Source organism: Jejuia sp. G7-7, from assembly GCF_055808955.1.
Window position 1 is genome coordinate 816614 of the sequence record NZ_JBVVSZ010000001.1, and the last position, 14303, is coordinate 830916.

Genomic DNA, 14303 nt, shown 5'->3' on the forward strand with positions numbered 1-14303 from the left:
CTCTTGTGGCAACTTTACGAGAATCACGTAGAAAAAAATATGGAGCACAATTATTCAATTACGCTAAAATTTCAATAACATCTAAAAACTAGCTTTTTTTTGGCGTTGGCAAGCGGCGGTAAATTGTGTTTAAAAATAAATGTTATTGAAACATTTAAATTTTTAAAAAGCAATTGAGCGATTGGCAGCGGCAATTTTACATAACGGCAAATTATAATACAAATTTGAAAACGTGAAGTTTCTCGAGAATTGCGTATTTAAAAAAACTTGAACAATAGTTCAGAATATTAAAATTATACGAGAAGTACATTACTAATGTTTAATGACCCAAGTTCAAAGGTTTCTTTTGAATACAACACATTCTGGGATATTTTACATAATACTACATTATAACTATCTAATTTTAATGGAATGAATTTGTACTATAATTTATATTATGTAAAATAGAATATTTTAAGCCCAATGGCCTTTTATTCTAAAGTATATCGAAAATAAAAACTATGACCGTTGAATCTGAGCCAAAATCGTTGGATCTTTAATCTTATTATCCTCTGATAATAATTTCATCTTAGAAATAATTTCTGCAGTTTTAGGGTCATCATCTATAAAGGGTAAAAACAAACGTCCGCGATGTTGACTATGCACAGGAATTATAGACAATTGTAATCCTGTTTTGCTTACAATCCCGCTTCCTAAATGAATACTATAATCTGCCAATGTGCCTTTAATTAAAATATGTCTTTCTTTTACAGTAATATTACTTGCTTTAAATAATCTGGCAGTTTCTCTTGCTAATGCACCTCGCATTTGCATGGTAGAATGACTCGCTTCTGGGTCTACTCCGCCAACATGCGCCACACTTACCACCAAGTCTAAATCGCGCATAACCTCACTAAACGTTACAGCATCAATATCTGTTAAAGGTATTGGTTGGTAGTTATTTCTAGAATGAAATGCCACATGCTCTAATGTTGGTGCTTCTATATCGGCAGGAGAAAACCAGTCTGCCATGGCATAAATTGAGGCGATAAATCCTTTTTTGTGATATACTTTTTGCAAACCTTCCTCATGATTTACCGTCCAACCTCTAGTCCTTAATAATGCTACTGTTTTTTGAGGTTGTATTTGATGGCCTTGATAACGTTCTGATTTTAAACTGCTTTCAATTTCATTTTTAGTAATTACGTACAGCTCTCTAAATATTTGTTTAAAAGGCTGTACCAACTTGGTGTCAAAAGCATGTTTTTGATATAAATCCCAAACAACACTTTGGTATAAATGAGACGGGTGTGCAATGAGAATTGCGTCCTTTTGTTCGATGGGAACTAGATTCCCATCGTTATCTTCTAATTTATCATCTTTATAAAAGCCAAAGGTACCCTGTGTTTTATTAAACAGCACTAATTTGGTTAACATGGCCTTTACAACAGGATGTATTAAGATGTTTTTAAGTTCATCCTTAGTAAATACTTCTTCTCGTAACATGGCATTTTCTAAAGAAACACGAGTTCTAGAGTATTGTTTTCTTAAGTAAGCTTTATTTTTCTGAAGCGCTTTAATGCTCTTATCTTTTCTGTATTTCGCAGGAATAGATTTTTGGGATTTCCCATCTTTAGTAACTTTTGCATCAGCCTTTCCTTGCTCATTTACAAATAGTTCTACAACCACATTATCTATTTCAACAATTGCTTGCTCCATAATTTTTTGGGTAGCCTCCCCTTCCATTGCCCAGGAAAACCGAATACTATCGTCATATCCTGCATTTCTGGCCAAATTATCCAAAGCTATTTCTACAGCATTTTTTTCACTTTCTTGTCGCTGAGATCCAAATTGTTTACTCTCTCTTAAAAATTCCTGTAAAATATTATAGCGATTTAAAAGGTCCTTTTTTCGATTAGCTTTACTTAAAGGAATTAATCCAAAAGCTTTTACATAATCCTTATCTCTTTTATCATGTATTTTAGCTAATGTTTCTCGGATTTTAATTTCTCCAAGAATTACAGAAGAATACAATTTCACAAGTCGGTGTCCATTCCCATCAGAAATATATTTGGCAGCATCATGTAGTACTTTCCAGTTTTGTTTTCCAAACTTAGGATATACCTCGTTAAACCAATCTAGATCTATAACTCCTTTGGCAAAATCAGCGCGATCAATATTAGAATATCTAGAAATAATGGTTTCTTTTTCAGCATTCATATAGTCTGATGCGTGTGCATGAAACCACCAAACGGCATCTTCCAGTTTTTCAATGCCTAAAAATTCGCCAATCCAATTTGCCCATTGTGGCGCATAAATAGCAGTTTCAATCCATCGTTTTTTAGTGATTTTTGAAGTTTTTGCTGCAGATAAAAAATCTGGAAATTCTTCGGTGTTCTTCGGAATACTCTTTTTAATTAAGTTACTAAACACTTCCTTTTTAGAATCAAAACGATACCATGAATATCCTCTATGGAACGTGTCTTTTCCTAAACGTGTTAATAATTCGAATAAATAGTGTGTACCTTCTACAGAACCTAAATGATTCATATAGTGTGAGGCTTCAGTAGATAAATCGCCTCTTTCTAATTCTACAGATAGTAAGTTTTTCTTCAAATCATGTGCAATATCTGAAGGAATAGCATCAATATTAATACTATTATTCTTGTAATATCTGGTCTTCTCTATACTATTTAATAAGCCTGTATTTACTAGTAATTGATATTTAAAATCATCTGCATTAATCACATTAGCTTTGAACAATGCTACTGTTATCCATTCTGGCGGGAAATTTGGTTGTACCGTATTAATATCTGTTTTAGCAATTTCAGAAATATTAATAGGCGTTTTTGGATGGGTTACTTTAGCTGCAAATAAATACATTTTTAAATCCCAATAGCGTTTAAGTAATTTGGTGTTATTCGGAATTTGATGTAATTCTGTAGATAGTGAGTTTAACTCTAAAGTTTGATATTCTATAATGTCAGTCCAATTTGTTACTTTTTGGTTCCAACGGTCCTTAGTCGTTTTTCGTTTTAAATCTTCTGGAATTCTTGCAATAGCATCTTCTAATACATCAATTTTAAATTGAAGTACTGTTGGGTAATCTGCAAAACCTTTAAAAATAAGGTCTAAAAGTCGTCCTACTTTTTTGTTTATAGAATCCCATCTGTTAGATTTAACTAATCGTAATCCATTAAAATTAGGAATGTATTGTTTTACAAAACTAATGTACTGTTCGCTTTTATATAAATAAGGGAAATTGTCGCAGTAATAAATAGCTGCTAACATTTCAAAGTCGTTTAACTTAGAATTTTCATACCAATTTATCCAAACATCAGCTAAAGGGAGAAATTGTAATTTCGCTCTGGCATCTTCCAGATCATGTGCCTTTTTATCTGTATAATTGATACTTCTTGAGAGTAAAACAACTTCTTTTGTGCCATTTTGATAAAAGGCTTCGTACTCGTAATTTTGATGTTTTTCAAACAGACGAATAAGCGAGTTGATTGCATGTACTGTTTTTTCGTTATCAATTAAATTACTGAACAAAAAAGTAGCTTTTGGAGTAAGCTTTGAAATAATACTTGAAAGCAATGATTTATTAGCGTTTCCAAAAATAATTTTAGGAGTGATTAATGGTTCTAAATTATTATAGTCTATAGCACCAAAACCATTTTCGAAACTATAAGCTTGAGTGGTTTTAGAAAATTTATCGATATAAACCTGTTCATTTTTGGATAGTTTTGGCCGTTCTGAATATAAATTAATTTGAGCATCAACAAACGGCACCATACGATTAGTATCATGTAGTACAGACATTATTTCTAGGGCAGCCAACCTTTGATCTACTTTCGGAGATTCTATGAGGTTTGTAGTGATGGCTTCCACCCTATTTTCTTTTTGTTTTAATATCAGTTTAATAATATTTTCTCGTAAATCTTTATGCTTTCTTTGTAGCAAATCTTCGAGAACCAAAATATCATCATCATTCAAATCTATAGATTCAAACAAACTGATTCCTGTTGCCATAACAGACGTGTTTCTATCTTTAATGGCTTGATGAATAACGTCTCTTTTCCAAGGTGCTGTTCTCAAATTAACCTTCGGATTTTTCTTTTGATTTGCATTATAATAAGACCAAGAATAATGATCTGGAAATAGTTTTCTAATTAAATTACTACGCTCATCAGAAGTTATAACACTTAAATTTTTGGCTAATATCTGGTGCTGGTCTTTATTGGCATGATTTACTAAATACTCAAAAAAGTAATTGGGTTTAATGGTGTAAGCAGTCCATGAAAAAACTTGCCCTTTAACAGATTTTCCTTTAGTTGGAAGGCTTTCTCCGTAGTGTTTTATGTTGTTGAACAACTCATCGCTTAGCTTTGGGTTAACTGGAATGGTTTGCAAAACCCAAAAATCTACTTCTAAATCGTTTCCAAAATTTGAGTTAATCCAATCTAAAACTTTATGATTTGTTCTCCCTGTTTGTGAGATAAACATACAGGCTAATATTTTTTTGTCTTTACTAGCATTGTTAATTAAGTCAATAGCTTTCAAATTCGCACCATCAACATCCTCTAAGCCTAAAAACCATAACGCTACATATACCTCTAAATTATCTTTACTTGTTAATGCATCATTGGTTAAAGTAGGATTTTCAAAAAAGGACAGACTTAGTTCTAAAACTCTTTTTATAGTGGCTGTTTTTGGGGCTTCCCATCCAAAGCCAAACCAAGTATCTACAGCTCTTACTACGCTACTAAATCGCATTAAGTTGTGCTCTAAAATCACTTTTATAAAATAATGAAGTGCGCCAATAGAGGTTTCGTCTAAAGCTTCTAAAATGGTTTGCCTTAAGCCTTCTTGGCGTTGAGCTGCCAATAATAAATCTTCTACTAACTTCCAATTTTTAGGATTGTTGGTTAGTAATAATCCTTTAACCAAACCTCTAGTTACACCTCCAATTTCATCTTCACTTAAAAAAATATCTTTTATTAAATTATGAAGTGATTCAGATTGTTTTTTACTATTTAAAGCAGCTGCAAATAGATATGAATGATTCTTGTAATAGTATTCATCGTAAACATCATATTGTGCCAATTCTAAAATAGATAATGTTGAATAGCCCAGAGACCCAGATTTGTATAAATTTTGTAAAAAACGAATTCTATTTACGGTATAGTCATCTGCAGTTTTACTTCTAAATGAACGTCTTGCATATCCACTTTGATATGGAGATTTTAAAATTAAGTCCCAAACGTCTGCTATGTAAATGGCTTGATGTTCTCCAAACAATAATTTTGCTAATTTTAAACCTTCTTTACTTTGCCATGGATTTGTTGATAAGTCAGTTCCAAAATAATCTTTATAAGGGGCTACGTTCAAGTTATTTGAGTAATAACTTTGTGAAGTTTTATTTGAAAGTTGTGTAATTAACAATCCTAATACATTGTATTTTTTGCTGAAACTATCAAAATGACTTCTTCGTAATGCCGAAGGTTTTTTACGTTCAATAAAGGCTTGTGCGTCTTCTAATTTAATCATACTAAAAATTTGGTTTTTACCAATAGGTCCCAGTTAAAAATGTCATTCTTAAAAAGGTAATATTTGTATCTTGGGCAATGGTAATTTTGTCTTCTAAAGCAGTTATTTCATCATCATTTACAAACACTAAAAACATGCCGTCTTTATAAGCTTGAAGTGCAGTTTCTATACTTTCAGCTTCATTTGCCATTTTAAAATTATTGATGTCTCCGAAACCTATTTTTCCAGTTTCTGATTGTTCTTGAATTTGCGAAGGTGTTAAAAAGGATAGAAGTTTATTATGTTCTCTTTTGTAATTATATTGTTTCACTTTACTTGATACACAGGCTACAATTAAATCCTTTAAATCATTAATTTGATACTCTATAGTAATAGTTTCGGTATAAATTTTCCGTTTTCCTAATCGCTTTAAATTGATGAGAAATTCTTGCACTTATTTATAAATTGATTACTGCAATATAGGATAATTTACACAAAAACAGCCTTTCATTATTTGTACTTTTACTTGATGACATTAGAGATTTAGAAAATTAAATATCTATATATTTTCAATACATTTGTGTTCATAGTTATGGAGGATTTTTTAATAGGGATTTTAAAATTTATTGGAGCAACATTTGATGATATTGTTTCTTCTTTTAAATCTAAATATGCAATTGTTGTTATTACTAGTACCTTATTAATTTGCTTCCTAATAGTTTACATTTTAATAAAAACGCATAAATGAAAAATACTGCCTTAACAAAAACGCACGAAGCTTTAGGTGCTAAACTAGTCCCTTTTGCAGGATATAATATGCCTGTACAATATGAAGGTGTAACTATAGAACACGAAACGGTACGTAATGCTGTTGGTGTATTTGATGTGTCTCATATGGGCGAATTTTTGATTGAAGGCGAACACGCTTTAGAATTAATTCAAAAGGTATCTAGTAATGATGCTTCAAAACTCACTATAGGTAAGGCGCAATACAGTTGTTTACCAAATGATGATGGTGGTATTGTAGACGATTTAATCATTTATCGAGTTAAAGAAAACACCTATTTATTGGTAGTTAATGCCAGTAATATTGAAAAAGATTGGAATTGGATTCAGTCTAAAAACGCTATTGGTGCCACCATGCGAGATTTAAGCGAAGCCTATTCCCTACTTGCCATTCAAGGCCCTAAAGCCATTGAAGCCATGCAATCTTTAACCAGCGAAGATTTATCAGCCATTAAGTTTTACAATTTCGTGGTAGGAGATTTTGCAGGGATTGATCATGTTATTATTTCGGCTACAGGTTATACTGGTAGCGGCGGCTTTGAGATTTATTGTAAGAATGATGAAGTAGAGCAAATTTGGGATAAAGTTTTAGAGGCAGGAACAAATTTTGGTATCAAACCTATTGGACTAGCTGCTCGTGATACCTTACGTTTAGAAATGGGCTATTGCCTGTACGGCAATGATATTGATGATACCACTTCTCCTATTGAAGCTGGTTTAAGTTGGATTACAAAATTCACAAAAAACTTTACAAACTCAGAAGCTTTAAAAGCTGAAAAAGAACGTGGTGCAGATCGTAAATTAGTCGGTTTTGAATTAGATGAACGTGGTATTCCTCGTCATGGTTACGATATTGTAGATGGTAATGGCAATAAAATAGGTACTGTAACTTCTGGAACTATGGCACCATCATTAAGTAAAGGTATTGGTTTGGGCTACGTCCCTCCTATTTTTGCAGATGCTGGTAGCAAAATCAACATTCAAATTCGTAAAAAAGCAGTACCTGCTACAGTTGTAAAATTACCGTTTTATAAAGGGTAATCGTTGTTTGCTTGAAGTATGAAGATGAAGCAGGAAAATAAACATCGTATTTTAATTTTAGGAGGTAGTGGTTTTTTAGGGAATGCCATTTACAAAGAGCTGTGCTCCTATTTTAGAACATTTTCAACTTACAGTACGTCAAATAGTCAATTAGAAAAAACCAACACTTTTTTCATTACAATTTTGAAGACGATGATATTTACGAAATTCTAGATATCGTAAAACCTACAATTATTATTTCGGCGTTAAGAGGCGATTTTTCTAAACAAGTTTTATTGCATCAGCATCTTTCAGATTATCTCATAGTTAATAAAACCAAGTTGATGTTCTTGTCATCTGCTAATGTATTTGATGCCTATAGTAAATACCCCAGTTATGAGCAGGATAAAACCTTAAGTAATAGCGTTTACGGCCATTTTAAAATTAAAATTGAAAATATGTTGTTGCGCTTACCAAAAAGACAAGTCGCCATTTTAAGGTTGCCAATGGTATTTGGAACACACTCTCCAAGGGTTCAAGAAATCGCCCAAAATATCAAAGAAAAAGAACCTATTGAAGTGTTTCCTAATTTAATACTAAATGTAACCACAGATTCAAAATTAACACAGCAAATTCATTATATCATTAACCGGAATAAGTCTGGCATATTTCATCTCGGAAGTACTGATTTGGTGCATCACGATGAATTTATAAAAGAAATTATAAACGCTTTAGAATTAAAAGAAAATCCAATTTTCAAAAGAGTATATACCACAAATGATGATAGATATTTGGCGGTACTTCCCAAATACAACAAACTTCCTAAGCATTTACAATTAAATAGCAATTATTTGTTGAATGAATTAAAATTGTAGCTTTAATAATGTTAAAAATTAATTATTTTAGTAGAAATTGCTAAATACATGACAAAAATTAAAACAATTAGTTCGAATTATTAAAATCAAAGCTTTAATAATTCCTCCCCTTTTTTAAGGTGGCAATTGTTAATTCTAAAACATTTTTAAAATGAATAAACTTTCAGAAGAAGATATAGAAAAAAGATTATTGCGATATCCAGATTGGGACTATTTTGATAATGCTATACATGCGGAATTCGAATTTGAAAACTTCAAAGATTGTTTTGGTGCTATGAGCAGAATTGCCTTTGAATGTGAAGCCTTAAACCATCATCCAGATTGGAGTAATGTTTATAATGTATTATCAATTTCGCTCTCTACTCATGACGCCGATGGTGTTACCGATAAAGATTTTAAACTCGCCGAAGCTATTGAAACTATTGTAGAACCTGAAGACGAATAGTACTTGTACTAATATTTAATGACTAAAACTACATTTATATTTGTTACACATTTATTATGTTTTGGCTTTCAAACATTTAGCCAGAACACTACTTTTTGCGAACAGGTTTCTGCATTAAAGAAAGTGGTTGAAAACGAACATTATAAACCAAAAAAAGTAGACGATTCACTTTCTAACCATGTTTTTAAAATTTTCGTTAAAGATTTAGATGATGAAAAACGATTATTTACCAAACAAGATATTGCTACATTTGAGAATGATAGATTCAAAATTGATGATTATATCAAAACTCAGAATTGCGAATTCATTACTAAATATGCACAAGCAGTAGAAACACATATAAAAAACTCAAAATTGTATTTAGAGGAGTTAATTACTAAACCACTAGATTATTCTGGTAAGGATACTTTATATTTTGATGCCAATAAAGATTTCAAATATTTTAAAGACACAAATGCTGCAAAAAAATATTGGTCAAAACGAGTGCGCTACAATATTCTATTAGAAATGATTGAGGACACTACTAACGTTAACGTCATTAAAGCTAATTTTAAATTGAATGAAGCTGAAATTAAAAAAAGAGTCATCGCTAAGGAGATATGTTTATTGAATGAAAAACTCAATAAAAATGGGAGTGTTTCCCAAATGGTAGAACATACATTTTTAAATGCATTTTTAAAATATCACGACCCCACTCCACTTTTTTTAATGCTTCAGAAAAAGATGTATTTGAACACGCACTTAGTAATAACCAAATGTCCTTTGGAATTACAACTTCAAAAAATGACAATGGCGATATTGTTATTTCATACATTGCTCCAGGTAGTCCCGCTTTCAAAAATCAAAATTTAGAGGTTAATGATGTTATAAAATCTATTGAATCTAACAATATTACCTTAGAAGCCTTTTGCGTATCAAACGATGCTGTTATAGAATTTTTAAATGTAGGTTCAACAAACGAAGCTACTTTTAAAATAAAGAAAAAAGCGGCATGGTTAAAGATGTAAAACTCATTAAAAGCATTGTTGAAAATGAAGAAAACTCTATTAGAGGTTATATTATTGAGCAACAAGATAATTCACTTAAAGTAGGCTATATCAACATCCCAAGATTTTATACAGATTTTGAATCTGTTAATGGTTTAGGTATGGCAAATGATGTTGCCAAAGAAATATACAAATTAAAAAAGATGCAATTGATGGTTTAATTATTGACTTAAGATTTAATGGTGGAGGCTCCATAAAAGAAGCTGTCGATTTATCAGGAATGTTTATAGATAGAGGGCCAGTTACCATTATGAAATATCATGATGACTCTACTTTACACTTTAAAAGATACTAAAAGAGGTACAGTATTTACAGCACCAATTGTAGTTTTAGTTAATAATTTTAGTGCTTCGGCTTCAGAACTTTTTGCAGCTGTAATGCAAGATTATCCACAGAGCTATTATTGTTGGTACAACTACACATGGCAAGTCTAGTGCACAAGTGGTGTTACCTCTTAATAACACTAAAGATTTAGGATTTGCAAAATTAACGGTAGAAAGTTTTTATAGAGCTTCAGGTAAAAGCCGCCAATCTATTGGTGTTGTTCCAGATATAAAACTACCTTCATTATATGATAATTTTAAAACAGAAGAGCAATATATAGATTATACCTTACCTAATGATGATGTAGAAGTGTCGTTGACTTTTAAACCTCTAAAAACGATAGATTTAGATACTATTAAAATCCGAAGTAAAAAACGAATAAAAGAAAGTGCTGCATTTGATTTTCTTGTGGATGTAAATAAAAATATAGTAAAAAACTATATTAATAAAAACACTCAATATCCGCTTACATTAGATAATGTATTTCAAGATATAAACGCATATAAAGTACTTTGGGAAAACTTTAAAACTAGTAATACCACAAATAAAAATAATTTAATTATAAAGAATACGTCGGCAACCGACAGAGTATTACTTTATGATACATCAAAAAATGAAATTAATCTTACGGTTTTAAAAGATGTGTCAAAAGATATCACAATACAAGAAGCATTTTTTATTTTAAACGACATCATAACACCAAACAGTAATAATTAATAAAAAACACATGAATTTATTAAAAACATCTATTGCCATTATAGTGCTGGTGGCATCTTTTACAACTACAGCGCAAAACTTTAAAACAGCATCAGAATATTTGGATTTTGTTGGTAAAGAGCAAAAAACCATAACCAAAAAACATGTGGAATTATACAAAAGCAATTGCACATAGTAAAAGTGATAGAACTGTTGATGCCAGAAGAAAATTATTGATTAAATCAGTGGAACGTGCTATTGGAAAAATAACAGAGCAAAAGGTTTTGATGGCGATGATTACAAGAATAAAGTTTTAAAACATCTCAATTTTAATTTAGATTTATTGAGGCAAGATTATGCTAAAATAATTGATATGAAAGAAGTTGCAGAACAATCTTATGATCTTATGGAAGCCTATATGCTGGCTCAAGAATTAGCAGATAAAAAACTGAAAGAATCTCAACAAGAATACGAAACAGATTTTATGCTTTTGCCAACAAACATAAAATTCAAATTATTAAGGCGATACCGATTTAAATGCATGCAATATCCAATGAAGCTTTAAGCATTACAAGATATGTATTTAAAAATATTTTAAAGTTTTTATAAGCGAAGTTTTACCTAATGGATGCCATTGAAAAAAATGATGTTGGCGCCATAGAACAAAGTCGCTTCGCATTAAGCAGTTTCTGCTAAAGAAGGTTTAGAAATTTTAAACGACATAACATTATATAAAAATGATAAAAGTATCATCAATGCAACTAAAGAAGCGTTTAACTTTTTTATAGATGAAGCTGATAATAAAGTGCCAAACATCACAGAGTTTTTGGTTTTAAGTGAAGATTTTGAAACTATTAAAAATACCATTGAAAGTACACCACAAAAAAAGCGTACTAAAAAGCAAATTGATGATTATAATGCGCAAGTAAAAAACTCAATAAAGGTGTTAAAGACTACAATAAAATTAATGCGGAATTAAATAAGAACGAACAAATTGCACTTAATCAATTAAATGGTGCAAACGAGAGGTTTTATCAAAGCACTTCCAAAAGACTAATTTGGTTTATTAAATTTGCAACATCAAAATATTAAGACTTTAAGTACTTTACTAACTTTAACTTAAAACTATGGGAAGAGCTTTTGAATTCAGAAAAGCACGAAAAATGAAACGTTGGTCGCTATGAGCAAAGCCTTTACTCGTATTGGTAAAGATATTGTAATGGCTGTAAAAGAAGGTGGTCCAGATCCTGATAGTAATTCGCGCTTACGTGCAGTCATACAGAATGCAAAATCTGTAAACATGCCAAAAGACAATGTAGAGCGTGCCATAAAACGTGCCTTCGATAAAAGTCAAGGCGATTATAAAGAAGTTGTTTTTGAAGGCTATGCACCTCATGGTATTGCTATTTTAGTAGAAACCGCTACTGATAATAATACTAGAACTGTTGCAAATGTTAGAAGTTATTTTAATAAATGTGATGGAAGTTTAGGTACTTCTGGTTCTGTTGTTTTTATGTTTGATCATACTTGTAATTTTAGAATAAACGCCAGAAGGCTTAGATCCTGAAGAAATTGAATTAGAATTTATTGATTACGGTGCAGAAGAAGTTTTTGCCGATGATGATGGTATATTAATCTATGCCTTTGAAAGTTTTGGCGCAATTCAATCTGAATTAGAATCTAGAGGCATTGAAATTTTATCTTCTGGTTTTGAACGTATTCCTCAAGTGACAAAAACAATTACTCCTGAGCAAGCTGAAGATGTTGAAAAACTTTTAGAAAAACTGGAGGAAGATGATGATGTGCAAAATGTATATCATACCATGGAAGAGACTACTGAGTAATCCATTCTTAACACTTGTTTTAGTATCAAGGTTATTTAAATAAATATATTATGCTGGATAAATTCAGCATAATAAAATTTACGTGTTTTATGACCCCAAAACCTCATGTATGGTTTTCGCACGATGCACTTTTCCAGAAGCGGTTTCTATAAATTTATTTACAAAAAATATAGATTTGAAGCTTTTCCATACGTTTTCTAAGTCATCAAACAATGAATCGTCCAATATTCTTTCTTGACCCTCAATCAATATTATTTTATCTCCTAAAGTATCATCCAAACACTTCCTATAAAAACGATTAGACATATTGTCTTGAAGTTTTGCTTCTAATTGTTCTGGAAACACTTTGATGCCTCCAGTATTAATTACATTATCAAAACGTCCAATCAATTCAAATTCATCTTCAGAATGTATTTTTACAATATCATTGGTTACTATTTTTTCATCACACAAATTAGGAGCATCAATAATCAAGGCATCCACGTTCATCTTGAGAAATACTAACATTTGGTAATACTTTAAAATTTCCGTCAGTATCAGAATCTATAAAATTATTTAGTTTTTTAACTGCGATATGAGATACGGTTTCCGTCATACCATAAGTTTCATACACTTGTGGTTTTATGTCTTTAATCAATCCTTTAATATGATTAGAAACACGTCCCCCTCCAACAATAACAGTTTTTATAGATTTTAAATATTTTTGCAAAATTCTTAAGTTGCATTGGTGTAAACGCGCAAAAATCATAATCTTTTTCATAATCAATTCGAGGTAATGCAGAAGGCACAACCATATCTACTTCTAAACCTAAAACTATAGCTCTTACCATCATCATTTTTCCCGCAATAAAATTTGAAGGCAAACAGTTTAAAACCTCTTACCTGGTGTTAAATTAAAAAATCTCCAGTAATAATAGCAGAATTTACCATCGCCTGCTTTTTAATTTTGAGGGTTTTGGTTTTCCTGTTGAGCCAGAAGTTTTAACATTTATAGAGTCATTTTTGTCTAACCAATCTAGTAAAAAAAGTCCCAATTGTTCTTGGTAAGGATAGCCTTCTTTTACAAAACTGTATGCAACTTCCATTAAATCTTCACGGTTGTAACTAATCCCATCAAGTTTAAATCGTCTGTGTACTTTGGTGTAATCTGGAATCATATATGTTAGTCTTCTAAAATTTTGTAATCTTCTCTTTGGTGGTTCAACTACTGGTCCAAATAATTTATCTTTCCAATTGCTCCACTTGTATTTCTTTGACATTATTAGTAAAATAATTGGATAAACAATTAGTATTGGTGCAATTATTTCTGAAAGAATATCAACTGTTTGCTCAGATGTATATTTGAATAAAGAATCTGTTTGCAATGCCGACCAATCTGAAGTGATTAATATAGCAGCTAATAAATTATTACCAAAATGAAACCCTAATGCAAGCTCTAACCCTTCATCCATTAAGGTCATAATTCCAAGTAAAAGTCCAGTTCCAATATAAAACACCATAATTACTGGTCCTATTTCAGCTACTTCGGGATTTGCACTATGTGCAATTCCAAATAAAACTGACGTAAGAATTAAAGGGAACCATTTATTCTTCACCATGGTTCCAATGTGTTGCATAAAATAACCTCTGAATAAATATTCCTCTAAACCTATTTGAAAAGGAAATAGTATTAAACTTATCAGTAGTAAAATCACGAATTGTGTTGGTTGAAAATTCCAAATTATTTCTGAAGAATCACTATAATAAGAAATACCAAAAG

General features: G+C 31.1%; 16 protein-coding genes and 2 pseudogenes. 13 read left to right on the forward strand and 5 right to left on the reverse strand.

Annotation, left to right across the window (positions count from 1 at the left end; genetic code table 11):
- Positions 1-498: 498 nt before the first annotated feature.
- Positions 499-5529, reverse strand: coding sequence for a DUF5724 domain-containing protein (locus AC0L5U_RS04070; protein ID WP_473414802.1), 5031 nt, complete (start codon positions 5527-5529; stop codon positions 499-501).
- Between the two features lie 16 nt (positions 5530-5545).
- Positions 5546-5962, reverse strand: a complete 417-nt coding sequence (locus AC0L5U_RS04075; protein ID WP_473414803.1) for a hypothetical protein — start codon at positions 5960-5962, stop codon at positions 5546-5548.
- 290 nt (positions 5963-6252) lie between these two features.
- On the opposite strand from AC0L5U_RS04075, the gene gcvT reads away from it, so the two are divergent.
- The 13 genes and pseudogenes from gcvT (at position 6253) to AC0L5U_RS04140 (ending at position 12544) form a co-directional block, all read left to right on the forward strand.
- Entirely contained in the window at positions 6253-7335 is a 1083-nt protein-coding gene (gene gcvT, locus AC0L5U_RS04080; RefSeq protein ID WP_473414804.1) for a glycine cleavage system aminomethyltransferase GcvT, read from the forward strand.
- A gap of 24 nt (positions 7336-7359) precedes the next feature.
- Positions 7360-8189 (forward strand): annotated as a pseudogene (locus AC0L5U_RS04085) (sugar nucleotide-binding protein).
- A 151-nt stretch (positions 8190-8340) separates the two neighbouring features.
- A complete protein-coding gene (locus AC0L5U_RS04090; protein WP_473414805.1) occupies positions 8341-8634 on the forward strand; it encodes a 4a-hydroxytetrahydrobiopterin dehydratase in 294 nt (97 codons plus the stop codon).
- Between the two features lie 18 nt (positions 8635-8652).
- Entirely contained in the window at positions 8653-9486 is an 834-nt protein-coding gene (locus AC0L5U_RS04095) for a hypothetical protein (protein ID WP_473414806.1), read from the forward strand.
- Positions 9390-9641: a PDZ domain-containing protein gene (locus AC0L5U_RS04100; protein WP_473414807.1), complete on the forward strand. Its 252-nt coding sequence runs from the start codon at positions 9390-9392 to the stop codon at positions 9639-9641. The genes AC0L5U_RS04095 and AC0L5U_RS04100 overlap by 97 nt, the downstream gene beginning before the upstream one ends.
- Positions 9626-9841: a hypothetical protein gene (locus AC0L5U_RS04105; RefSeq protein ID WP_473414808.1), complete on the forward strand. Its 216-nt coding sequence runs from the start codon at positions 9626-9628 to the stop codon at positions 9839-9841. Before AC0L5U_RS04100 ends, AC0L5U_RS04105 begins: the two co-directional genes overlap by 16 nt.
- Before the next feature lie 2 nt (positions 9842-9843).
- On the forward strand, positions 9844-9975 hold the full coding sequence (locus tag AC0L5U_RS04110) for a S41 family peptidase (protein ID WP_473416161.1): 132 nt from the start codon (positions 9844-9846) through the stop codon (positions 9973-9975).
- Positions 9941-10114 carry a S41 family peptidase gene (locus AC0L5U_RS04115; protein WP_473414809.1) on the forward strand — a complete coding sequence of 58 codons (174 nt, stop codon included), beginning with the start codon at positions 9941-9943 and terminating at the stop codon, positions 10112-10114. Before AC0L5U_RS04110 ends, AC0L5U_RS04115 begins: the two co-directional genes overlap by 35 nt.
- Positions 10115-10124: 10 nt before the next feature.
- Positions 10125-10721, forward strand: a complete 597-nt coding sequence (locus AC0L5U_RS04120) for a carboxy terminal-processing peptidase (RefSeq protein ID WP_473414810.1) — start codon at positions 10125-10127, stop codon at positions 10719-10721.
- 10 nt (positions 10722-10731) lie between these two features.
- Positions 10732-10896 (forward strand): hypothetical protein, encoded by a 165-nt coding sequence (locus AC0L5U_RS04125; RefSeq protein WP_473414811.1) that lies wholly within the window; start codon positions 10732-10734, stop codon positions 10894-10896.
- Between the two features lie 177 nt (positions 10897-11073).
- Positions 11074-11265 (forward strand): hypothetical protein, encoded by a 192-nt coding sequence (locus AC0L5U_RS04130; RefSeq protein ID WP_473414812.1) that lies wholly within the window; start codon positions 11074-11076, stop codon positions 11263-11265.
- 240 nt (positions 11266-11505) lie between these two features.
- On the forward strand, positions 11506-11679 hold the full coding sequence (locus AC0L5U_RS04135) for a hypothetical protein (protein WP_473414813.1): 174 nt from the start codon (positions 11506-11508) through the stop codon (positions 11677-11679).
- 148 nt (positions 11680-11827) lie between these two features.
- Positions 11828-12544, forward strand: a pseudogene (locus tag AC0L5U_RS04140) (YebC/PmpR family DNA-binding transcriptional regulator).
- 87 nt (positions 12545-12631) lie between these two features.
- Here AC0L5U_RS04140 and AC0L5U_RS04145 read toward each other — a convergent pair.
- The 3 genes from AC0L5U_RS04145 to AC0L5U_RS04155 form a co-directional block, all read right to left on the reverse strand.
- A complete protein-coding gene (locus tag AC0L5U_RS04145; protein ID WP_473414814.1) occupies positions 12632-13051 on the reverse strand; it encodes a hypothetical protein in 420 nt (139 codons plus the stop codon).
- Positions 13008-13253 (reverse strand): hypothetical protein, encoded by a 246-nt coding sequence (locus AC0L5U_RS04150; protein WP_473414815.1) that lies wholly within the window; start codon positions 13251-13253, stop codon positions 13008-13010. Before AC0L5U_RS04150 ends, AC0L5U_RS04145 begins: the two co-directional genes overlap by 44 nt.
- A gap of 214 nt (positions 13254-13467) precedes the next feature.
- Complete coding sequence (locus AC0L5U_RS04155; protein WP_473414816.1) at positions 13468-14238, reverse strand: lysostaphin resistance A-like protein; 771 nt, start codon at positions 14236-14238, stop codon at positions 13468-13470.
- Positions 14239-14303: the final 65 nt, after the last annotated feature.